At 58.0% G+C, this 22,142-nt stretch carries 18 protein-coding genes; 14 read left to right on the top strand and 4 right to left on the bottom strand.

The genetic code is table 11. The features are described 5' to 3' along the window. Window positions 1-8 precede the first annotated feature (8 nt). The 6 genes from BVL55_RS11165 (at window position 9) to BVL55_RS11140 (ending at window position 9,978) form a co-directional block, all read left to right on the top strand. Entirely contained in the window at window positions 9-995 is a 987-nt protein-coding gene (locus BVL55_RS11165; RefSeq protein WP_075998095.1) for a putative 2-aminoethylphosphonate ABC transporter substrate-binding protein, read from the top strand. Between the two features lie 90 nt (window positions 996-1,085). After that, on the top strand, window positions 1,086-2,219 hold the full coding sequence (locus tag BVL55_RS11160; RefSeq protein WP_075998094.1) for a putative 2-aminoethylphosphonate ABC transporter ATP-binding protein: 1,134 nt from the start codon (window positions 1,086-1,088) through the stop codon (window positions 2,217-2,219). Window positions 2,220-2,221: 2 nt separating this feature from the next. Next, entirely contained in the window at window positions 2,222-4,234 is a 2,013-nt protein-coding gene (locus BVL55_RS11155; RefSeq protein ID WP_075996963.1) for a putative 2-aminoethylphosphonate ABC transporter permease subunit, read from the top strand. Between the two features lie 375 nt (window positions 4,235-4,609). Continuing rightward, window positions 4,610-6,277: a Na/Pi cotransporter family protein gene (locus tag BVL55_RS11150; protein WP_075996962.1), complete on the top strand. Its 1,668-nt coding sequence runs from the start codon at window positions 4,610-4,612 to the stop codon at window positions 6,275-6,277. Between the two features lie 290 nt (window positions 6,278-6,567). Beyond that, window positions 6,568-8,778 carry an efflux RND transporter permease subunit gene (locus tag BVL55_RS11145; protein ID WP_205410788.1) on the top strand — a complete coding sequence of 737 codons (2,211 nt, stop codon included), beginning with the start codon at window positions 6,568-6,570 and terminating at the stop codon, window positions 8,776-8,778. Between the two features lie 147 nt (window positions 8,779-8,925). Continuing rightward, window positions 8,926-9,978 (top strand): hypothetical protein, encoded by a 1,053-nt coding sequence (locus BVL55_RS11140; protein WP_156892522.1) that lies wholly within the window; start codon window positions 8,926-8,928, stop codon window positions 9,976-9,978. Here BVL55_RS11140 and BVL55_RS11135 read toward each other — a convergent pair. From BVL55_RS11135 to BVL55_RS16745, 3 genes are all read right to left on the bottom strand, one after another. Next, window positions 9,929-11,077: a fatty acid desaturase gene (locus BVL55_RS11135; RefSeq protein ID WP_075996959.1), complete on the bottom strand. Its 1,149-nt coding sequence runs from the start codon at window positions 11,075-11,077 to the stop codon at window positions 9,929-9,931. The genes BVL55_RS11140 and BVL55_RS11135 overlap by 50 nt on opposite strands. Window positions 11,078-11,489: 412 nt before the next feature. Continuing rightward, on the bottom strand, window positions 11,490-12,224 hold the full coding sequence (locus BVL55_RS11130; protein ID WP_075996958.1) for a helix-turn-helix transcriptional regulator: 735 nt from the start codon (window positions 12,222-12,224) through the stop codon (window positions 11,490-11,492). Between the two features lie 7 nt (window positions 12,225-12,231). Beyond that, complete coding sequence (locus BVL55_RS16745; protein WP_162841493.1) at window positions 12,232-12,534, bottom strand: hypothetical protein; 303 nt, start codon at window positions 12,532-12,534, stop codon at window positions 12,232-12,234. 1 nt (window position 12,535) lies between these two features. Between BVL55_RS16745 and BVL55_RS11125 the strand changes: the two genes are divergently transcribed. From BVL55_RS11125 to cuyB, 6 genes are all read left to right on the top strand, one after another. After that, window positions 12,536-13,285, top strand: a complete 750-nt coding sequence (locus tag BVL55_RS11125) for a hypothetical protein (RefSeq protein ID WP_075996957.1) — start codon at window positions 12,536-12,538, stop codon at window positions 13,283-13,285. A gap of 50 nt (window positions 13,286-13,335) precedes the next feature. Next, complete coding sequence (locus tag BVL55_RS11120; RefSeq protein WP_075996956.1) at window positions 13,336-13,722, top strand: hypothetical protein; 387 nt, start codon at window positions 13,336-13,338, stop codon at window positions 13,720-13,722. Window positions 13,723-13,987: 265 nt separating this feature from the next. Beyond that, window positions 13,988-14,395 (top strand): glycine cleavage T C-terminal barrel domain-containing protein, encoded by a 408-nt coding sequence (locus BVL55_RS11115; protein WP_205410787.1) that lies wholly within the window; start codon window positions 13,988-13,990, stop codon window positions 14,393-14,395. 132 nt (window positions 14,396-14,527) lie between these two features. Then, window positions 14,528-15,541: a D-cysteate sulfo-lyase gene (gene cuyA / locus BVL55_RS11110; RefSeq protein ID WP_075996955.1), complete on the top strand. Its 1,014-nt coding sequence runs from the start codon at window positions 14,528-14,530 to the stop codon at window positions 15,539-15,541. Between the two features lie 112 nt (window positions 15,542-15,653). Then, window positions 15,654-16,319 carry a DegT/DnrJ/EryC1/StrS family aminotransferase gene (locus BVL55_RS11105; RefSeq protein ID WP_244530493.1) on the top strand — a complete coding sequence of 222 codons (666 nt, stop codon included), beginning with the start codon at window positions 15,654-15,656 and terminating at the stop codon, window positions 16,317-16,319. Continuing rightward, window positions 16,316-17,032: a cysteate racemase gene (gene cuyB / locus BVL55_RS11100; protein ID WP_156892521.1), complete on the top strand. Its 717-nt coding sequence runs from the start codon at window positions 16,316-16,318 to the stop codon at window positions 17,030-17,032. The genes BVL55_RS11105 and cuyB overlap by 4 nt, the downstream gene beginning before the upstream one ends. Before the next feature lie 119 nt (window positions 17,033-17,151). Here the strand turns inward: cuyB and BVL55_RS11090 are convergent, their stop codons facing one another. Next, window positions 17,152-17,691: an FAD-dependent oxidoreductase gene (locus BVL55_RS11090; RefSeq protein ID WP_083649499.1), complete on the bottom strand. Its 540-nt coding sequence runs from the start codon at window positions 17,689-17,691 to the stop codon at window positions 17,152-17,154. 284 nt (window positions 17,692-17,975) lie between these two features. Between BVL55_RS11090 and BVL55_RS11085 the strand changes: the two genes are divergently transcribed. Together BVL55_RS11085 and nosZ are read left to right on the top strand one after the other, a co-directional pair. Next, the gene (locus tag BVL55_RS11085; RefSeq protein WP_075998092.1) at window positions 17,976-20,201 is read left to right on the top strand and encodes a 4Fe-4S binding protein; all 2,226 of its coding nucleotides are present in this window, start codon (window positions 17,976-17,978) and stop codon (window positions 20,199-20,201) included. Between the two features lie 13 nt (window positions 20,202-20,214). Then, window positions 20,215-22,137, top strand: a complete 1,923-nt coding sequence (gene nosZ / locus BVL55_RS11080; protein WP_075996951.1) for a TAT-dependent nitrous-oxide reductase — start codon at window positions 20,215-20,217, stop codon at window positions 22,135-22,137. Window positions 22,138-22,142: the final 5 nt, after the last annotated feature.

The raw sequence follows: 22,142 nt of genomic DNA, 5'->3' as shown, positions 1-22,142 counted from the left end.
CCGGCGCCATGCTGCTAACGCTATTTGCGGCGGCGGCCTCGGCAGAAGAACTGACCGTCTATACCGCCGTGGAGGCGGAGGATCTTGCGCGTTACGCTGAAACGTTCAACCAGGACCATCCGGACATCAAGATCAACTGGGTTCGGGATTCTACCGGCGTTATCACCGCCAAGCTCCTTGCCGAAAAGAACAACCCGCAGGCCGACGTGGTCTGGGGGCTGGCAGCAACATCGCTTCTGGTGTTGAAGACAGAAGGCATGCTCGAACCATATGCCCCGGCGGGGCTCGATGCGCTCGATCCGAAGTTCCGCGACAGCGATAATCCGCCCTCCTGGGTCGGCATGGACGCCTGGGTTGCCTCGGTTTGCTACAACACCGTCGAGGGCGACAAGCTGGGCCTGACAGCGCCGGCGAGCTGGATGGACCTGACCAAGCCCGAATATGCAGGCCATGTCGTCATGCCGAATCCGGCTTCTTCGGGTACCGGCTTTCTTGATGTGTCAAGCTGGCTGCAGATCTTCGGCGAGGAGAAGGGCTGGGAGTTCATGGACGCGCTGCATGGCAACATCGCCGCGTATACCCATTCGGGTTCAAAGCCCTGCAAGATGGCCGCTGCCGGAGAGACCGTGATCGGCGTATCCTTCGCCTTCCGCGGGGCCAAGTCCAAGGCCGCAGGGGCACCGCTTGAGATCATCGTGCCCTCAGAAGGCGTCGGCTGGGACATGGAGGCGACGTCCATTATCGCCGGCACCGGCAAGCTCGAATCGGCACAGACGCTGGTTGACTGGTCGATCACCCCCAAAGCGATGGAGATGTACAATACCGGCTATGCCGTTGTCGGCATTCCAGGCATTGCCAAACCGGTGGAGCACTTCCCTGAAGGCATCACCGATGCAATGATCGAAAACGACTTCGAGTGGGCAGCCAACAATCGCAGCGCCATCCTGGAGGAATGGACCAAGCGCTACGACACAAAGTCCGAGCCAAAGGGCTAAGCCCGGGTTGCTTTTACTTCCGGGCGCGGCTGCCCAACGCGGCGCCCGGATACGAGATTTCCTGACCGGATGGATGCCATGAATGCAGTGATGAGGGATGAGGCCACTGCGGCGCCTGCCGATGAAGCCGGTGTGACGGCTTCTGGATCGCCATATTTGCAGATTGAGGGTCTGTGGAAGATATTCGGCGAGTTCGTGGCGCTTCAGGACGTGGCTCTTGACATCTTGCCGGGCGAGTTCGTCTGCTTTCTCGGCCCCTCGGGCTGTGGCAAGACCACTCTCCTGCGCGCCATCGCTGGCCTGGATCCGCAGACCCGCGGCACAATCAGGCAGGGCGGCGTCGACATTTCAAGCCTGCCACCCTCCAAGCGCGATTTCGGCATCGTCTTTCAGTCTTACGCGCTGTTTCCAAACCTGACGGTTCGAAAGAACATCGCCTTCGGCCTGGAAAATACCGGCCGGCCAAAGGCGGAGATCGAGATGCGGGTTTCCGAACTGCTGGAACTCGTGGGCCTGCCCGAGCAGGGAGAAAAATATCCCGCGCAGCTTTCCGGCGGCCAGCAACAGCGTATCGCGCTTGCCCGCGCCATTGCCATTGATCCGGGGCTCCTCCTGCTTGACGAGCCGCTCTCGGCGCTCGATGCCAAGGTGCGGGTGTATTTGCGTCACGAGATCAAGGAGTTGCAGCGCAAGCTTGGTGTTACCACGATCATGGTGACGCATGATCAGGAAGAGGCGCTGTCCATGGCCGATCGCATCGTGGTAATGAACCATGGCGTGATTGAGCAGATAGGAACACCGACAGAGATTTACCGGCAACCGGCCTCGCTCTTTGTTGCAGACTTCATCGGCGAGACCAACAAGGTGCCTTCGACTTTCCGCGGCGGATCGGTGAAGCTTGGTGATGTTTCGATCACCACCGGTACGGCAGGCATCGCTGAAGATACCGCTGTCACGGTCGCGATCCGTCCCGAGGACATTCTGCCCCACAGCGCCAACGAAACGTTGTCGGAAACCGCCAACATGTTGCCTGTGCGCATTACGGACATGGAGTTCCTCGGCTCTTATTGGCGCACGCACCTGCACAGCGATGCGCTTGGCGGCGTGCCGCTCGTTGCCAATTTCTCCATGAACGCCGTACGGCGCCTCGCTTTGAAGCCGGGCACGGCAATGGCCGTCGAGCTGCCAGCCGAACGCGTCCTCGTCTTCGTGCAGGAGGACTAAGGATGGCCGGGGCCAGTGTCACGCTTCCGCCCGGCCGCCGTGTGCGGCTGAGCCTGGATAGCGACGGGATCATCAAGCGTCTTTTCGTCTGCGTGATCGCGCTCTACCTGATCATCGCACTGGCGCTGCCGCTCTATGCGATGCTGTCGAAGAGCTTTGTTACCTATGGATTTGACCTGACCCGCTACGAGTTCCAGGTCAGCGATGAGTCCGGTAGCGTGTGGAGCGATCCGGTCAGCGCCGCCGCACTGAACGAGAAACTCGGTGCCGTGTCGCAGGACGAATTGCGGTCGAGTTCGGACGGCCGGCTCTCGGCGACCGCGTTTTTCCCCGATTTCAATTTCCGTAGCCCCGTCAAGTACCGATTGCGTGCCACTACGGATGATGCGCCCTGGCTGGTCGGGCTCGACCTGAAGAACACGACGGAATGGCAGGAATACGACAGCAACACGTTCCGGCGGATTAACCTGCGTCCGGTAAAAAATGTCGGACCGCAGAACTACATCGAGTATTTCTCGAATCCGACCCTGTTCTCGTCCATCCAGAACTCGGTCTTCATCGCCTTGGTAAGCACGGTCCTTACCCTGCTCTTCGCCTTCGGCTTCGCCTATGCGATCAACCGCAGTTGCATGCCTTTCAAGGGTACGTTCCGCATGATCGCGATGATGCCGATTCTCGTGCCGTCGCTCCTGCCCGGCATTGCGCTCATCTATCTGTTCGGCAATCAGGGTATGCTCAAGTCGCTTCTGATGGGGCAGTCCATCTACGGCCCCCTCGGCATTGTCATCGGCTCGGTGTTCTTCACCTTCCCGCACGCGCTGATCATCATCTCCACGGCGCTCTCGATCGCCGATCAGCGGCAATACGAGGCGGCAGAATCCCTGCGTGCAAGCAAATGGCGCACTTTCTGGACCGTCACGATTCCCGGCGCGCGCTACGGACTGATCTCGGCAGCCTTCGTGACCTTCACGCTCGTCATTACCGATTTCGGCCTGCCAAAGGTTATCGGCGGTCAGTACAATGTACTTGCAATCGACATTTACAAACAGGTCATCGGCCAGCAGAATTTCGAGATGGGAGCGGTGGTGTCGGTTATCCTTCTGGTGCCGGCGGTGCTCGCCTTCATCATCGACCGGCAAGTGCAAAAAAAGCAGGTGTCTCTGCTTTCCGCGCACTCGGTGCCCTATCAGCCAAAACCCAACAAACGCTTCGATGCGATCTGCCTTGCATGGTGTGGCCTCATGGCGGTGTTCATCGTCGGCATCATCGCAGTCTGCCAATATGCAGCGCTCATCAAGTTCTGGCCCTATGACCTCAGTCTCGGCTTGAGCAACTACGCCTTTGACCGCATGGACGGCGGCGGCTGGGCGGCCTATTGGAACTCGATCAAACTCGCATCCATGACGGCCGTGATCGGTACGGTAGTCATCTTCACCGGCGCCTACATGGTCGAGAAGATTGACGGGTTCAAGGCCGGCCGCAGCTTTTTCCAGTTCCTTGCAATGCTGCCAATGGCAGTGCCGGGAATGGTCCTCGGCCTGGCCTATATCTTCTTCTTCAACAACCCTGCAAACCCGCTGAATTTCATTTACGGCACGATGGCGATCCTTGTTGTCTCGACGGTCACGCATTTTTATACCGTTGGCCATCTGACGGCACTGACTGCGCTGAAACAGATCGATGCGGAGTTCGAGCCGGTGGCCACGTCGCTGCGCCAGCCCTTCTACAAGCTCTTTGCCCGCATCACCGTGCCGGTCTGCCTGCCTGCAATACTCGACATCTCGATCTATCTCTTCGTCAATGCAATGACGACAGTGTCGGCGGTGGTGTTCATCTACTCGACACATACAGCCCTGGCGTCTGTCGCCGTCCTCAACATGGACGACGCGGGCGACATCGCGCCTGCGGCGGCGATGGGAATGATGATCTTCTACACCAATGCCACCGCGCGCCTTTTGCACATGTTCGTCTCACGCCGATTGCTGAGGCGCACACAGGCGTGGCGTACGCGCTAGAGCGTGTCCGGTTTAAATGGAAGCAGTTTGCATGGATGGATTTTTCGTTTCCGGCAAGCAGAACACCGCAGCGCGGTGCCTTGCCACCTCGCGAGGATTTCGACGAAGCCAGAACGCAAAAGACACCACAGCCGGGCACTTAACATCATGAATGTACCGGGTTTTCTGCAATCGTTTGAACCTGGTTCCTTGCCCTTCGGGCAGCGCCGGAAAATACTGACAGTGCCTGCACTGCGCCGCATTTTCCTCCTTGCCAAAGACCAAACTCCCGGCGCTCAAACGATTCCATTTAAGCCGGACACGCTCTAGAAGCCGGGCCTGCGGCGGTGCCCTTGCGGGCGTTTGCATGGGGCGAAAACCCTGATCGGAGACGCAATGCATCCATTCGTCGTTCTCATGCATCTGGCCGGTGCCATCATGCTTCTGCTCTGGGCCGTGCGCATGGTGCGCACCGGAGTGGAGCGGTCGTACGGTGCACCGCTAAAAGGCGCACTGCGCAGTGCGCGGGGCGGTCATGCCGGAATTGCAGTGGCGGGCGCAGCACTGGCCGTATTGCTGCAAAGCTCAACCGCTGTGGGTGTATTGGCTGCGGGCTTTGCTACCAGCGGTATCCTGACCGTCGCAACCGGTATTGCGGCGCTTCTGGGTGCCGATCTCGGCTCGGCGTTGGTGGTCAAGATCCTGTCATTCGACTTGAGCGCTCTAATCCCCATCCTGATGTTTCTGGGGGCGACGATGTTTCTGAAGTTCGAAACCCGCGCGGTACGCCAGACCGGGCGCATCGTTCTGGGCATCGCCTTCATTCTGATATCGTTAAGCATGGTAGGCGAGGCAACTCAGCCGATGCGCGAAAGTGCGTTCCTGCCGGTTTTGGTCGGTTATCTTCGCGGCGACCCGCTGACAGCGTTTGTGCTTGCAGCGATTTTTACCTGGGCAGTGCATTCGTCTGTCGCGGCGGTACTCCTGCTTGTGACATTTGCCAGCAGCAGCGTGCTGCCGCTTGAGGTTGCGCTGCCAATGGTTCTTGGCGCAAACGTGGGTGGGGGCATCATCGCGGTCTGGTTAACCCGGGGAATGGAAACCCAGGCGCGGCGGATTCCGCTTGGCAACCTGATCTTCCGCACCGTGGCGGCGTTGCTCGCGTTTGCGTTGATGCTGGGGATCGAATTGCCGGTCGACCGGCTCGGCGGCACGGCAGGACAGCAGCTTGTCAACTTCCACCTTCTTTTCAACCTTGCACTGGTCCTGGTATCGTTGCCATTCGTTAGCGCGGTGGCACGATTGACGGAGATCGCACTGCCGGAGACGAACGAGCAAAAGGAGACAGGCAGCGCGCTTGAACGGCCAGACAGCGCGCTTGACCGCTCTACCATCAATACGCCCGGTCTGGCGCTCGCCTGTGCAAAGCGCGAATTGCTGCGCATGGGGGAAACGGTGGAGACAATGTACCGCCCTGTGATGGATTTGATGGACAGCGGCAACCTGGAACAGCTTGCACAAATCCGCCGGTTGGACGAGGAAGTAAACCGTCGTCACCGCGACATCAAACTGTTCATTGCCGAGGTCAACCGGGGTCAACTGAGCGAGGAGGAAGCGCGGCACGGGATCGAGTTGACCGACTTCGCCATCAATCTTGAGTACATCGGCGACATCATCGCGAAAACGCTTCTGCCGCTGGTCGAGGAAAAGACCCACAAGGGGTTGCAATTTTCCACCGAAGGCTGGGTGGAGATGTGCCGCCTCTATGAGAGGGTTCAGGCGAACATGCAGGTTGCGATGAATGTCCTGATTTCCGGAGATATCGAAAGTGCCCGCCAACTCGTCGAGGAAAAGGAAACCATCCGGCGGATTGTTCGCGACAGCCACGATCAACACCTGGCGCGACTGCAGTCGGGCAATGCAATCAGCGTCGAGACCAGCGATATTCATCTGCAAACCATTCGAGCGCTGAAAGAGGTGAATTCTCTCCTGGTTACGGTGGCTTATCCCATCCTGGCCGAAAGCGGCCAATTGCTGGATAGCCGTCTGGCGCAGCCGACATGATGCGCTACGGACTGACCTGTCGCTCGCGGATGGACGTCTTCGTTTAGGCAAAAATGGAAATGGAAATACTGGCCGAGCACCTCGGCGGGACCATCCAGATTAGCGCGTGCGGAAACCGAAAGACTGGCTGATGAAGTGCAGCGCTCGGCGCACAACATGGAAGTTGCACTTGGGCGAAAGGCCGCCTGATGGTGTGAATAATTCTGGTTGCCGGTAGCGATACGCGCTGGATTTTCCGGGCGTTTGTTGATTGAATCGGATTTTGACCGCCGCCACCACACCTTGCCAACATGTTATCCAGCAAAGAGGGAAGAACAGCGGGCACCTTGATGCTCGTGTTTGCCGCATTGACTGCGGTGTTCGCTTATGCCGGTTCGTCGATCGGGTTTCGTGACGGTTTGGCAAGGGCGTTTGAGGGACGGTCGGCTGCATTTCGCGAATACAGGGAATTCAGCGCCAAGGTGGCAACCGGCGAGAGCGACCTGCTGGTCCTCGTCGAAAATGTCGATCTGACGCGGGCATCCCATGTCGGGGTTTTCGAGGGGTACATTCTTGAGGCTCTTCTGCTGGAGGGTGTTACCGGCGTTGCATCTGTTCTGTCGTTCGATCCTCAAGATGATGCGGTCTTTCAACAGATACCGGAAGATCCTGCGGCGATGGCCGCGCGCATTAAGCGCTTGCGGACCAGCCAGCCGGCATTGGGCCGCTTCCTCAATCGTGATGAAAAGACCGCCCTCATCGTTCTTGCCACCGATAATCTGCTGCAGAATACAGATGAGCGATCATCCCTTATCCAATCCCTCAATCTGCTTGGCACAGAAGTCAGCAAAAGCAGCGATATCGACTTTACGGTTACCGGCTATCCGGCAATTGGCCATGCGGTGCTCGTTCTGCTGTTCGACGAGTTCATTTTTCTCAATCTGTTCGGTGTGATTGCCGGCACGCTTGTTGCAACGTTGGCCTTCCGGAACTGGCGCATGGGCCTGCTGGTTGCCACCGCAACCGGATTTTCGCTCATTTGGTCGTTCGGGCTGGCGTCATTCTTCGAATTTGAACTCAACATTGTTACCATCATCCTGCCGACGCTGGTCATGGCCCTGTCCTTTGCAGACGCCACGCATCTTGGACTGGAGATCCGCAAGCGCTTTCTTGCGGGTGAGGGGAACCCGATCCGGCACAGTATCCGGGCGATACTGCCTGCCGGAATCCTGGCCTCCCTTACGACGGCAACGGCATTTGGCGTGCTGCAACTGGCGCCCTCCAACCTTCTTCAGGAGATGGGTTTTGCGGGTTTGCTGACAACCCTGACAGCAACCGCCACCGTCTTCCTGGGACTTCCGTTGTTGATTGGGGTTGTGATATCGCTTCGCGGGCCGGACATTCTCTTCAGCGACAATGCTTCCCGTCAGCTCGATGTGCTTTCCTTTGCCCGTCCGGTCCGGCTGGCGGTAAAACATGGCTTGCTGGTCTCCCTGACCGGGATCGCTGCTCTGGGCGTTTCGGTGTTTTATTATCTGCATCTGCCAAAGGATTATTCGCTTTACGAGGGCCTTTCCGGCACAAGCCCGCAAATGGTTGCGATGGGGGAAATCGAACGAACGCTTTCGCCTGCAGGAGCGCTGCATTTCACGGTCTCTTCCGGTTCGCCTGCTTCACTGAAAGCAGCGCGAGACAAGCTTGCCCGGGCTGCTGCACCTCAGCCGGTCTATTCGATTTTCGACCTGGCCGACCCTGCAGATCGTCAGGCACTTGATGCGTTGCCCGTGGAGCTGAAGAACCGGTTTTTCAGCACCGACGGGCAATTGGCGGTTCTGACCACGCCCCATGTCTATGATGGGTCGAAGGGCGTTCTTGAAAGGCTCGATGAGATTTCGGCCCGGCTGGTGCAATCTGAAACGGCGGATGGCCATTTTTCGGCGAACGGATTTCTTGTCATGACCTCGCGCGTCAGCACTCATGTGCTCAGTATTTTCGGATGGTGCTTTGCCGTGGCTGCAATGGTCTGCGCAGTGCTGATCACCATTTGGCTGGGCAATTTGTGCGTTGGCCTCATTTCCATGGTGCCGAACCTGTTGCCGATCACGCTATTCGGCGCCGGTCTCTACCTTTATGGCGGCGCGCTCAATTACACGATCTCGGTCGCGCTTACCATTTCCTTCGGAATTGCCGTTGATGACACGATCCATATGCTCAACCGCTTGCGAAACAGGGTGCAATCCACAGGCCGGGCCGTTTTCACCGCTGAGGATGTTGCCGAAGCAACCCGTCATGCAGCTCCGGCCATGACGATCACGACCCTCGTCCTGTCAATCGGCGTCAGCGGTGCCCTGTTGTCGGAAATGCCCAGTGTCGTTTCCTATGGGCAGTTGGTCATCATCACATTTGTTCTGGCGCTGGCACTTGATCTGTTTCTTCTTCCTGCCATGCTTGCAACGGCAGCCCGTTACTTTCCCGCGTCACTTCTGCGGCTTGGAACCTGGCCTGGCCAATTGAAACGCTGAACCGACAGCACGGGGGAAACAATGCGGGGACAGCGCCTTAGTGACATTCAGTGGTATCTGAACCGGTCGAGGCACATTGCCTATATGGCCTTTCTTCTCCCCGGGCGTTTGAGCCGGGCAGAGTGCACCCGGCTGGCAGGCGAATTGATGGCTGCGTTTCCGCGCCTTTCCTGCCAGGTCGATCTTGAGAAGTCCCAGCGTTTTGAAGACTGCAAAAGCGGACCGGCTGAGATTGTTGAGGTGCTGCCTGCCGGGGACGCTTTCGAGGGGCTGGCAGATCTCGTTGCAAAACTGGCCGCTCCCTTTGTTCCTGGCGTCAAGCCGGCATTCCATTGTTCCATGATGCATGACAGGAACAACGAAAACACATTGTTGTTCTTTTCTGCCCCTCATTCGGTGATTGAGGGGGTCGATGCCATGAAGGTGGTTCAAAAAGCGCCTGAACGTGTACGGCCGGGGATCGGCAAGAAGTTGGCCAGGGCGCTTCTGTTTTTGTTGGTTCTGCCGGTTTCGATTGCACAGATTGTTGTCGCGCCTTTGCTTGCAGAGCCACGACATCGTTTCAACCGCCGCATTCTTTCCATCGACCGCGATGCATTTCGCCGCGCTGCAAGAGAGGGCGGGGTTAGCTGGCAGGGTTTGCTTACCGCGACGATAGCGGCAGCCGCACTTGGCAGCCTTGGCCAGCGGCTCGGCCTGCCGCGATTGCTGAGCGCCGCCGAAGTACCCAGGCAGGCATCGCAACTGGACGATGTTTCCATGACGTTCAGAATGCGGTTCGGTCTCGTGCGGCTGTCATCTGACCTGTTTTTGCTGGCGAAGCGAATTGATCGCCGTCTGTTTTCAATGTCCCACCGCAGGATTGCCCTGTATCATCTCATTTCTGCCGGCCTGATCCTGCATCGCAAGCTGGCCTCCTGGCTGCCGTTTTTGTATCCCGACAGGAGCTTTCAGTATTTTCCGGCCGCAATGAGTTTTTCCGTGATGCCTCCTGCGCGGCTGCACCGCTTTGGCAGGCTTGCACAGGCACAGTTTGCCGTTGCCGGGACGAATACGCCGGGCTTGCCGTCCGGCATTGTCATGGTTTTCGGGAATCGCCTTGTTTTGAGCCTCAATCTGCAGGGAGATGGTTCCGGTCAGCTTGCCGAAATCACCCGGAGGCTTCAGGTGATGGGGGTTGATCACGAGGTTCTCGTTTGAGGCCGGCTGCAAAAAGGCTGTCCCTTAGCCGCAATTCTTCGGGCGAAGCATAATCGCGGTCCCACCGCTCCAGATGAGGACGCATGTAGCGGTGCCAGACCGGCGGGATGGCCGCGATCGCCGACAGCAGGCTCGGCCCGAGCGGAAGCACAGGCATGTCCGGTTGGGCTTCGATCTCCCAGAAATGCCAGCCGGGATGGAGGTGGTGCTGGGAGTGCTGGGTAATGTTGAATGTAAACCCGGAACTGATCACGCGGCGCGTTGACCAGGCATGCCGTGGCTCGTAGGGGCCGGTATCTGTGCGGATCAATCCATAGTGGGCGATATAGTTGAATCCCTCGATCAGGATAACCGAGATGACCCCGCCTCCAATTGCAGCCAGAAATCCGGGCAGGCCGGCAAGATAGCCGGCAGTGGCCAGGTAGATGATCTCGAAACCGTGCCCCAGCAGCGCGCGGTTGCTCAATGAGACCACCCGCATTTTCCTGTGCGCCAGGCGCTTCCTTTCGGAAATTGCCGCATTCCGGTTGCTGGCCAGGAAAGAGTGAACCGCGAATGCCCAGAAATTCTGCCCCCGGTTGGCCGATGCCGAATCGTGCAGCCTTGTCGATTCAATATGGTGCGTATTGATGTGATCGATCGCGAAGGTGGAGTGCAGTGCCATTGCGCTGAGGGCACGCGCAATCGTTACATCAAGCCGGTTTAGGCGGTGCATGAATTCATGGGCAAGATTTCCGCCGGCAGCACCGTTGAAGACGCCCAGTGTCGCCGCGGCGCCAATGACATGCAGCAGGGTCACCTCTTGCGTACCCAAAACCCAGAAAACGCAGAGTACCAGAACCAGTTGCAGCAGGGCAGAGGTGTAGAGAATGGGTGGTCCCGAATATTTCAGATCTGCCAGTTCCTCCACCTTGGAGGTGTCCGGTATCCAGTCGCAGGCCAGGGCCAGGGACGAGAACAGCGCTGCGCCGATCCACACATGGCCGGCGCCCTGCAGGATGAGTGCAATGGTAACAAGCTGCAGGGATGGAAATATCAGAAACTTTGCTGGTACAAGATGCGCTTTGAACCCGTTTTTGAATTGCAATCCTGCGGACATCTCAACTCCTTGATGCCCCTACAGGGCTGGGAAACCGCTCGTTTGCCCGGCTTAGCGCGGTTCAACCGGCACTGTCGAGTAGGCCTTAAGCCGCAGTCCATGACCTGGAGCGTGCCTTGGTTGGATGGAATCGTTTGAGCGCCGGGAGTTTGGTCTTCGCCAAGGCGCAAAAAGCGCAGCAGTGCAGGCACTGTCAGCGTTTTGCAACTCGGTCCGAGGGCCCGGGAACCAGGTTCAGGCGATTGCAGAACAAAAGGGTATTCAACATGGTATTGCATTAGTTGTGGTGTCTTTTGCGCCCTGGCATCGTCGAAATCCTCGCAGGATGGATAAACATCCTGCTGTGGTATTCTCCTTGCCAGGCACGAAAAATCCATCCATTCAAACTGCTTCCAGCTAACCAGGACACGCTCTAGAGTTGGATTTCACCAGCCATGATCGCGAGCGCAATGGCCTGCTCGCGGGTTTTTGCCTGCATCTTTCGCTTGGAGTTGGAAACATACAGATTGACGGCGGATGGGCTTATTCCGATTTTTTCTGCAATGGCCGCCGTTCTCAACCCGGCGCCAAGCCAATGCAGGCATTCCCGTTCGCGCTTGCTCAATCCAAAGCGTTTTGCTGTGTTCCCCGAACAGATGGCGACAATGCGCTCATGAGCCAAGACGCCGGCCAGATGCGCTTGCGTGGAAAATTCGGCATCCAGCAGGTCGAAGGAGCGGCCTTTCTCCTCAGAGGTGAACAGCCATCCGCCAAACGGTTCGCTGCCCACCGTGCGGACGGGTATGCCAAGACCGTTTCGCGCGCCGCTGTCTGCAGCGAAGTCCAGGAACGCCTGGTGTCCGGGAGAAGCCCCAGCGTAATCTGAGAGGTTCTCAGTCGAAACTTTTTTTGCGCAAAGCGTATGACAGCAGAAGAGCAGAAAGGGGTCCTGTTCGACCAGACCGCCTTGGCGATACTTCTGGCGGAATTCTTCAGGCAGGCCGGAAAGAAGACGGGTTGAACGAATGCCGCCTTTCGTTTGGGCCGCCAGGGTCAAGGAGCAATGGGAAAAGCCCCGATCTGCAGCAAACCTGCCGAGATGATGCCAGACGGAATTGATGTCAGGCAGTGATGATACGCTGTCGGCAAATTCCTCGAAACTGACCACTGTTCAATTACCTGTCGGGTAGAGGTGAATACGCCCGCTGTAGTGTTAATGTCCGAGCATCATAGCATTTTTGCCCGGTTAAGTCTGTTTTGCCGGTCAGCGCATTGCTCACGTGTTTATCGCGGCGATTATTGAAGCTCCCAAGCAGGCGATATGGCAATTCTGCCATATTGCCGAAAACGACATCGAGGGCGCATGGTGTGGGCAATTCGCCCCGTTTCGTAGCAGGCACAACGACACTGTTCAGCTTGTGTTCATTCCGAACGACGTAGAAGGCGATATTGGGGCTTTTCCATGCAAGGAGAAGCAAGATGCTTTACCCTCTGTCAAATGCGCCGCAACAACCAAAAGGCCTGGCGCTGATCCTGGTTACCTCCGTTCTTTTTTCCCTGCCGGCAGCCGCGCATGCGGCAAAAGACTGCAATGTCTTCGCGGCGGCAGCGATGACTCGCGCCAAGGAGAACGTTCAGTTCGGATGTGGCTTTACCGATACGCGTTACGCCCTCAATCATGCAGGGCACTATAACTGGTGCAACAATGCTGCCATCAGCGAAGCCCAGATCGCCGCAGAACTGAATTTCCGCCGTGACCAGATCCAGGGATGCAAGGCGAAAAAGGCCAGCCTTGAGGCCGGCTGCAAGAGTTTTGCACAGCAAACGGTTCAAAAAGCACGGTTGAACGTGCAGTTGGGCTGCGGCCTGACCGGCGGCGATTTTGCTGACGATTACAATGGCCACTACCAATGGTGCCTCAACAACGGCAAGGCGGCGGCCTCCCATCAAAACAGCAAGACCAACATGATGATCGATGCCTGCAAGGCGTCAAAGGCAGAAGTCAAAAAGAATGCCGAAAACCACGCCGCCATGTGCCGGAATTTTGCCCAGTCTGCGGTTTTGAAAGCGCGGGAAGCCAGGAAGCTCAACTGCGGATATAATACGGGCGACTATGCCGACGACTATGCCGGTCATTATACGTGGTGCCTGTCTGCAAGCGCCCAGCAGGCGACTGCACAGAACCAGAAGACCAACAACGGCATTGATGCCTGCAGGGCCCAGCAATGACCGGCCCTGGGCGGGGTATTGCGCGCTCCTGGACAAAATATGCAATTTGCATGGCTGGCGTTGCCGTGCTGTCAGCATCCGTGCCAGCCAGTGCCGCGCTGAAGAAGCAGTGCAAGCCGCAAATCAATGTTGATGGCGAAGCCAGCACTACCGTATACGGAGGCTCCGTTATTACGGCCATTGCCATTGACAAGGCAAACAAGGCCGCCCGCGCCAGAGCCCAAAAGAACTGGGTGAACTGGGCGGCGGCGACCCATGGTGGTGCCTATGCCGACCTGCGACTGGCCAAACAATTCAACATCACCTGTAAAACGCAAGTGCCCGCGTTGAGTGTGTTGTGTACGGCAAGGGGGTTTCCCTGCCGTGCCGCCAATGCACCGGGACCGGGGCGGATTTTAAACCGCATTCCAAGCCGGACGCTCAACAAGGCCTACTAACGGGTTGCGGCGCCAACAGGCGTCCGTCTGTCCGGCGCCGGTTATCAGGGGAAAACCATGTTGCCTGTTTTGGTGGGGGTGCCTTTGGACTGACCCGTTTCAGCAAAGGCAGAGTCCCACAAATTAATCGACCCGAAAATCGAAGCCGCGATCACGGCAGAGATTGCGGAAAACATCAAAATTGAACCTGTGACCACTGAGAGCGTCGCGCACTGAAAGCCAGTTCATATCGTCGAATTCGCTGGCGGCGGCAGAACCATACCAGATGGGGTCCGGGCTGCGGTCGCTGGCGGGGGCCTTTGGCCTGAAACTCTTTGGTGCACGGGCAGTAGAATCGATGTGCATGGAGAAGGGATTTCTGCACTGGCGAGCCGACATTCTTACCGAATTTGATCCCTTCGAGACCTCGCTTGATCGTTTCGTGAAACCCGGCAAGCCCGATTTCATCGGCAAGGAGGCCCTGCTCAAACGGCAGGCCGAGGGGCCGCAAAAAAAACTGGTCATGCTCAAGCTTGACGCCACCCATGCCCCAGCCCATCCGGGGGCATCGCTCATGCAGGCAGATCAGGTCGTTGGCACGGTCACGTCAGGGGACTGGGGTCATCGAACCGGCTTGAACCTTGCCTATGCCTTTGTTTCACCGAGCTTTCGATACCCGGTACGAATACCATGATCGACTTGCTCGGCGACCTGATCCCTGCACAAGTAATTCAACCCAGCTCCTACGATCCTGACTTTATCCGGGTCAGGGCTTAGGCAATCCGAACCAGGTCACAATCCTGGCCAAAACGAAACGAGAAGTAACATGCATCTTGCCCGCTTTCCCCGCATACACCTGGCCCATCTGCCGACCCCGCTTGAGCCCATGCCGCGCTTGTCGAAAGAGTTTGGCATCGATCTTTGGATTAAACGCGACGATTGTACTGGCCTTTCCACTGGCGGCAACAAGACGCGCAAGCTCGAATTCCTGATGGCGGAGGCTGAAGCAGAAGGCGCGGACATGGTGATGACCCAGGGCGCAACACAATCAAACCACGCGCGCCAGACGGCCGCCTTTGCCGCGAGGCTGGGGATCAACTGCCATGTACTTCTTGAAGACCGCACCGGCTACAACAATGCCAATTACAACACCAACGGCAACGTCCTGCTCGATCATCTCCATGGTGCCACGACGGAGAAGTATCCGGCGGGGCACGACATGGTGGCGGAGATGGAAAGGGTGGCGGAGGCCAAGCGGGCCGAAGGGCGCAAGGTCTACGTCATCCCCGGCGGAGGCTCCAACACCACCGGCGCGCTCGGCTATGTCAATTGCGCGATGGAGCTTGTTAGCCAGGCCAATGAGGATGGATTGCAAATAGACCGAATTGTCCACGCGACAGGTTCGTCGGGAACGCAGGCCGGGCTGGTAACCGGCCTTGCCGCGATGAATGCGCAAATTCCGCTTCTAGGGATAGGCACTCGTGCGCCGCGCGCCAAACAGGAACAGATGGTTTACGATCTGGCGGTCAAAACCGCCGGGAAGCTGGGCTGTCCCGATGTGGTCAAGCGCGAGGATGTAATGGCCAATTGCGATTATGTCGGTGAGGGTTATGGCCTGCCTACCGAATCGGGAATTGAGGCAATCCGCATGTTCGCAGAACTGGAGGGGATACTGCTCGATCCGGTCTATTCGGCCAAGGGTGCTGCCGGGCTGATCGACCTTGCCAGAAAGGGCGAGTTCGAGGGACAGCGTGTGGTATTTGTCCACACCGGCGGCTCTGTCGGCCTGTTCGGCTACGACTTTGCCTTCGACCATGAAAACCGCTGGGTGCATGTTTGAGCCATGGGCAAACGCAAGTTCACCGGCAGCTTTACACAGCAGGAGGCGCTTAATCAGGCGGGCAGGCAATGTAAACTGCCTGCGTGCGTTGGGCGTCGCGCCGGATGAACCGGTGCTCACCAATGCCTTTACCCTTGCGCCCGTTCCCGGTGCCGTCGAGGCGGTTGGAGGGCGGGCGGTGCTTGTGGAGGTTGACGAGGATATTCGTCTTGATTTCGATGACCTTGCCCGCAAGGCTGAGATGTCCGGTGCCCGTTTCCTTCTGCTTTCCCACATGCGCGGCCATCTGTGCGACATGGAGCAGCTGATGTTTCTTGCCGAGGAATTCGACCTGACCGTCATCGAGGATTGTGCCCACACGATGGGCGCGACCTGGAACGGATCGCGCTTGGATCGCTGGAACCGCCGCTATGGGGTTGTTGCCGCCGAACTTGCCGGATCAAACCGGATCGCGATGCCGGTCCGCTCTAAGGCTGAAGGCATGGTGAACTCCTCGATCCAGTTCCGGCTGCCTGAACCGGGCGAGGCCGGCTGCCGCAATGTGGTAGCGCGCACCGCCGCGCGCGGGGTTTCGTTGAACTGGTTCGGCGATGCAGAGCCTGTGGGCTTCACCTCGGCGCATCAAAGCTGGCGCTATATGGATGCCCAACAACTGCCGCAGACCGACCGTGTGCACTCCACCTTGTTCGATATGCACTTTCCGCTTACTTTCACGCGCGAGGATTGCAGCCTTGTCGGGCAGATCATTTGCGAGGAAATAGACGAGGTGGAACTGTGATCGACCCAAGGCCAATCGGGGTTCTCGGCGGCATGGGGCCCGAGGCAACCATATTGTTTCAGCAGAAGATGCTGGGCGCGGTAGAGGCGGTGGATGATGCGGATCATGTTCCCCTGATCATCGACATGAATCCCCAGGTGCCCTCTCGGATTGCGCGCCTGATCAAGGGAGAAGGCGAAGATCCAGGCCCCGTGCTGGCGGCAATGGCGCGCAGGCTGGAACAAGCAGGCGTTGCAGCACTCGCAATGCCCTGCAACACGGCCCATCACTATGCAGCGGCGATTACGGCGGCGGCAAGCGTGCCGTTTTTCAACATGGTCGAATTGTCGGCAGATTTTGCTGCCGAGGCTTCTCCGCCTTCGGGATGCGTAGGCATGCTTGCATCGCCTGCCGTCCGGTTCACCGAATTGTACGACAGGGCTTTTGCCCGCCGCGGCCTCAAAGCGCTTTGGCCGTCAAACGATGATGTGATGCTGCAGGCAATCCGCATGATAAAAGCCAACGGCCCGTGTAAAGAAGCGCGCGATACGCTCGCGGCAGCCTCGGCAGAACTTGCCGGTGCCGGTGCGAAGTTCCAGCTTGTTGCCTGCACCGAGTTTTCGCTGATCGCCGATAGTGTGGCGCCCGACCTGCACGTCGTGGATACGCTTGATGTGCTGGTTGGTGCGATCAAGGGTTTTTCCCTGTCCAAGCGCCAGGAAGGGTCTGATTGATGACAGTGACCTATCTCAAGCGCGCTGCGCCGCGCCAGGAGCGCATTCACAAGGAATACAAGCTGCCCTTTGCCGACATGGGTGTGGGCGCTGATCTGCGGGAAGTATGGCACGAGAGCTCATCCAATAGGTGCGGCTGGCGCCGGAACGTTCCGAACCAGGCCCGCTCGCGGCAAGATAGTTCCAGCTTGCCCACAGCCGCCGACGTGACGGCATGTGCCGTTTGAATCGCGAATTTTGATCTGGCCCGGTTTGCGCAACCGGCGGATGTCTTTCAGCATCTGCCAGTGGCGCATGTTCACAATGTTGCCTGCTTGTCCGAACACGCCACGCAGGCCCGTACGGCTATACTCGTAGCGGCCCTGATCAAGGGAAAACGGGAATGACTTGTTCGAGGCGTGGGTGGAGACGCCCAGGTGTTTGAAAAGAGCTGTGAGGTTCGGGTATGTGGCCTCATTGTAGACGATGAACCCCGTGTCGGCCGAAACGGGGCTGTCCTCCAGCATCATGGTTCGGGTATTGGTATGGCCGCCAATGCAAGAGGCCTGTTCCAGAACGGTCACGTCATGCTGTTTGGAAAGCAGCCAGGCGGCTGACAGTCCGGCGACCCCCGACCCGACAACAGCGATGCGCATGCCACCGCTACGAACAACTTCCATTTTGCGCCTACTCTTCGGGTTGTTTGGTATTCCTTACGAAGAGTGCCGCCGATCGGATCAAAGATAATGTGCGGATCGTTCATTGCCGCTTTTCTTTGCGATTTAACAAAGAGCCGCCGCCCCGCATTTCCTAGACCTCGAACAGCATCCATTCACTGTTGCTGTTTGAGGACCAGATGCTGTGTTTTCCAAAGATGGACGGGGAGTTTTCGCCCGAGCTGCGCTTTGGAAAAGCGCTCACCAGTTTCAGTCTGCAGCGCGTAAGCCGGGTATTGCCGGTATTGATGTTTCTGGTTGCAATCGCATCCGTGCTTTTTGCCGGTACAGCCACTGCAGCTCCGCTCATTGCCAAATTCATCGATGACGTTGAGGTATCGGAGATCGTGCCCGGTGCCGATGCGCTGGGCGAACTGCGCACGGACATTCCCGTTTACGAGACGCGGAGGGGCGGCGAGGTTTCCGGCTATATCTTTTTAACCTCCGATTTCGTTACCACCACCGGGTATTCAGGCAAGCCGATCCATGTGGTGATGGGCGTTGATCGGCAGGGCAGGATCACCGGCGTCAAGCTCGTCAAGCATTCGGAGCCGATCGTACTGATCGGGATTCCCGAAAGTGCCATCCGGGCGGTTACCGAGAAATATGCGGGGCTCGATCTGGTGGCCGAGGCGCAATCGGGCGGTTCAGGGCATGATCTTGATATCGTTTCCGGTGCCACGGTGACGATCATGGTCATCGACGATTCCATCGTGCGCGCCGGACTTCAGGTTGCGCGGCGGCTGGGGCTGGGCGGCCTTGAACCACCGATGGCACAATCGGGGCCGGTGCGGCAGTTAATGCGCCCCGATTCTGGCGAGATTGTCCCTTCTGACTGGCAGCAGCTTTCCGGCGACGGCTCCATTCGCACGCTTCAACTCGATATCGGTCAGGTCAACAAGGCCTTTGAGGAGGCGGGAGATGCCCGGGCCATCAAGCGGCCCGAACGCGGCGCTGCAGATGAGACCTTCATCAACATGCAACTGGCGCTTGTCAGCGTACAGGAAATCGGCCGTACGCTGCTTGGCGCCGATGAACATGCCAATCTTGAAAGCTGGCTGAAAGAAGGCGAACACGCCATCCTGGTGCTTGGGCGCGGGAAGTACTCCTTCAAGGGTTCCGGTTACGTCCGCGGCGGAATTTTTGACCGGATCCAGCTGATCCAGAGAGATAATTCCGTCCGCTTTTTCGACAGAATGCACCGCCGGCTTGGGCGGCTTGCACCAGCAGATGCTCCCACCTTTTCAGAACTTGATCTTTTCAAGATACCCGCCGGTTCCGGCTTTGATCCGGCCGAACCGTTCCGGCTGCAACTGCTTGTGCAGCGCGCGGTCGGGGCCATCGAAAAATCCTTCATCACCTTTGATCTTGGGTACCGGGCACCGGACCGCTACCTGGAGAACATCCAGCAGTCAGCCTCTGCCGAAGCAGGCGATGGTGCCACTGAAGCTGCGCCAGTCAGCGACCTTGATGCCTTGAGCCATTTATGGAAGCGCATCTGGTGGCAGAAGCGGATCGAGGTGGCCGTCCTGATCGCCGCCATCGGCATATTGACCGGCGTCTTCTTCTTTCAGATGCAGATGACCCGGAACGAGCGCTTCGTCTACTGGTTCCGCATCGCCTTTTTGACCTTCACTCTCGTTGTTTTGGGTTGGTATGCCAACGCCCAGCTTTCGGTGGTGAATGTGCTGGCCTTCCTGAACGCGGCAATGACCGACTTTTCCTGGTCGGCTTTTTTGATGGATCCACTGATCTTTATTCTGTGGTTTTCGGTGGCTGCCTCGCTGCTCTTTTGGGGCAGGGGCGTTTTCTGCGGCTGGCTGTGCCCCTTTGGTGCGCTGCAGGAGCTAACCAACAAGATTGCGCGGTATTTCCGCGTGCCCCAGATTACCGTTCCCTGGGGGCTCCACGAAAGGCTCTGGCCGATCAAGTACATGATCTTTCTGGGGCTGTTCGGGCTGTCGCTCTACTCGCTGGAAATGGCCGAGCGCTATGCGGAGATCGAGCCGTTCAAGACAGCCATCATTTTGAAGTTTCAGCGCGCCTGGCCATTCGTGTTGTTTGTGGTTGTGCTGCTGGCGGCAGGGCTGTTCATCGAACGCTTCTACTGCCGCTATCTGTGCCCGCTGGGTGCGGCACTCTCAATCCCGGCCCGCCTGCGCATGTTCGACTGGCTCAAACGATACCGGGAATGCGGCAATCCCTGCCAGCGCTGTTCCAATGAATGCATGGTTCAGGCGATCCATCCGGATGGAAACATCAATCCGAACGAATGCCATCAGTGCCTGCATTGCCAGGTTCTCTATCAAAGCAAAACAAAGTGTCCGGTTGTCATCAAGCTGCATGCCAAGCGGGCGCGCAATCTGAAGGCGGCCGGAATCGATCCGGGACCGGCTCCCTCACCCCAATTGGTGGAAGCAGCCAACACGGCCCTGACCAAACCCGAAACGGGGTTGGGGCAAAACCGACGTTGAAAGGAGAAGACGCATGTCAGCAGAAGAAACCAGAAAGAAGGGCTTTTCACGCAGAAGCCTGTTGACCGCCTCGACGGCAGGGGCGGCAGTTGCCGGCAGCGGGTTGGGGACGGCACTCATCTCAAGCCTCTCGCCGGGCAAGGCGCTTGCCCAGGACAAGGCAGCCTATCACCTCGAACCGGGCGAACTCGATCCCTATTACGGGTTCTGGTCCTCCGGCCAGACCGGTGAACTGCGCATTCTCGGCTTTCCGTCAATGCGCGAATTGATGCGGGTGCCGGTCTTCAACCGCTGTTCGGCAACCGGCTGGGGCCAGACCAATGAAAGCCTGAAGGTTCTGACCGAAGGCCTTCTGCCGGAAACCAAGGAGTTTCTGGCAGCGCGGGGAATGAAAACCTACGACAATGGCGACCTGCATCACCCGCACATGTCCTTTACCGACGGTACCTATGACGGGCGCTATCTGTTCATGAACGACAAGGCGAATACGCGCGTTGCCCGCGTGCGCTGCGATGTCATGAAATGCGACAAGATCATTGAAATTCCCAACGCTCACGACATTCACGGCATGCGGCCGCAGAAGTTTCCGCGGACCGGCTATGTCTTTGCCAATGGCGAGCATGAGGCACCGCTGGTCAATGACGGCAAGGTGCTTGATGATCCCTCACAATACGTCAACATCTTCACCGCCATCGATGGCGATGAGATGAAGGTTGCATGGCAGGTCATGGTTTCGGGCAATCTCGACAACACGGACTGTGACTATCAGGGCAAATATGCCTTCTCCACGAGCTACAACTCCGAGATGGGCATGAATCTTGCCGAGATGACCGAAAACGAACTCGACCATGTGGTCGTCTTCAATCTGAAGGCCATCGAGGAAGGGGTTGCCGCCGGCGATGTCCAGATGCTGAACGGCGTACCGATCATCGATGGACGCAAGGGGCAGAACAAGAAGTATACCCGCTACATTCCCATTCCCAACAGCCCGCACGGCATCAACACGGCGCCCGACAAGCGCCATGTGGTGGTCAACGGCAAATTGTCACCGACCGTCTCCATCATCGATGTCACCAAACTCGATGCGCTGTTCGAAGAGGATGCCGATCCCAGGTCTGCGGTTGTCGGCGAACCGGAACTGGGACTTGGTCCGCTTCACACCGCTTATGATGGAAAGGGAAACTGCTTCACGACGCTGTTTCTCGACAGCCAGGTCGTCAAGTGGAACATGGACAAGGCCATCCGCGCCTTTGCCGGCGAGGATGTTGACCCGATCATCTCGAAAGTCGACGTTCACTATCAGCCCGGCCACAACTCCACCTCGATGGGCGAGACGGCCGAAGCCGATGGTGCTTGGCTGATTTCGATGAACAAGTTCTCCAAGGACCGCTTCCTCAACACCGGTCCGTTGAAGCCGGAGAACGAGCAGGTCATCGATATCTCCGGGGACGAGATGAAGGTGGTTCATGACGGCCCGACTTTTGCCGAGCCTCATGACAGCATCATCGTGCGTTCCGACATCGTTAAGCCCGTCAATGTCTGGAAGCGGGATGACCCCATGTTTGCCGATGCGATCGAACAAGCAAAGGCCGATGGTGTTGTGCTTGACGAGGATGACAAGATCATCCGCGACGGCAACAAGGTGCGCGTCTACATGACGTCGGTTGCGCCGCAGTTCGGCCTGGAGAAATTCACGGTCAAACAGGGAGATGAGGTCACCGTCTATGTCACCAATCTGGACGACATTGACGACGTAACCCACGGCTTTTGCCTGTCGAACTACGGCATCGCCATGGAAGTTGCGCCGCAGGCGACCGCCTCGGTCACCTTCACGGCAGACCGGCCGGGTGTCCACTGGTTCTACTGCCAGTGGTTCTGCCACGCCCTGCACATGGAAATGCGGGGCCGCATGCTCGTCGAGCCGCGTGGGGCATAGGAAAC

Source organism: Salaquimonas pukyongi (assembly GCF_001953055.1).
Taxonomy (GTDB): Bacteria; Pseudomonadota; Alphaproteobacteria; order Rhizobiales; family Rhizobiaceae; genus Salaquimonas; species Salaquimonas pukyongi.
This window is presented reverse-complemented; position numbering and strand designations above follow the sequence as displayed.

Bases quoted from the DNA above. Each gene is read 5' to 3' on its own strand.
- BVL55_RS11135 (WP_075996959.1), bottom strand. From the start codon at position 11,077: ATGTCCGCAGGATTGCAATTCAAAAACGGGTTCAAAGCGCATCTTGTA.
- BVL55_RS11085 (WP_075998092.1), top strand. From the start codon at position 17,976: ATGTTTCTGGTTGCAATCGCATCCGTGCTTTTTGCCGGTACAGCCACT.
- BVL55_RS11165 (WP_075998095.1), top strand. From the start codon at position 9: ATGCTGCTAACGCTATTTGCGGCGGCGGCCTCGGCAGAAGAACTGACC.
- BVL55_RS11115 (WP_205410787.1), top strand. From the start codon at position 13,988: ATGGGGTCCGGGCTGCGGTCGCTGGCGGGGGCCTTTGGCCTGAAACTC.
- BVL55_RS11125 (WP_075996957.1), top strand. From the start codon at position 12,536: ATGCTTTACCCTCTGTCAAATGCGCCGCAACAACCAAAAGGCCTGGCG.
- BVL55_RS11160 (WP_075998094.1), top strand. From the start codon at position 1,086: ATGAGGGATGAGGCCACTGCGGCGCCTGCCGATGAAGCCGGTGTGACG.
- cuyA (WP_075996955.1), top strand. From the start codon at position 14,528: ATGCATCTTGCCCGCTTTCCCCGCATACACCTGGCCCATCTGCCGACC.
- nosZ (WP_075996951.1), top strand. From the start codon at position 20,215: ATGTCAGCAGAAGAAACCAGAAAGAAGGGCTTTTCACGCAGAAGCCTG.
- BVL55_RS11120 (WP_075996956.1), top strand. From the start codon at position 13,336: ATGGCTGGCGTTGCCGTGCTGTCAGCATCCGTGCCAGCCAGTGCCGCG.
- BVL55_RS11155 (WP_075996963.1), top strand. From the start codon at position 2,222: ATGGCCGGGGCCAGTGTCACGCTTCCGCCCGGCCGCCGTGTGCGGCTG.
- BVL55_RS11140 (WP_156892522.1), top strand. From the start codon at position 8,926: ATGGCTGCGTTTCCGCGCCTTTCCTGCCAGGTCGATCTTGAGAAGTCC.
- BVL55_RS11150 (WP_075996962.1), top strand. From the start codon at position 4,610: ATGCATCCATTCGTCGTTCTCATGCATCTGGCCGGTGCCATCATGCTT.
- BVL55_RS11145 (WP_205410788.1), top strand. From the start codon at position 6,568: ATGTTATCCAGCAAAGAGGGAAGAACAGCGGGCACCTTGATGCTCGTG.
- BVL55_RS11090 (WP_083649499.1), bottom strand. From the start codon at position 17,691: ATGGAAGTTGTTCGTAGCGGTGGCATGCGCATCGCTGTTGTCGGGTCG.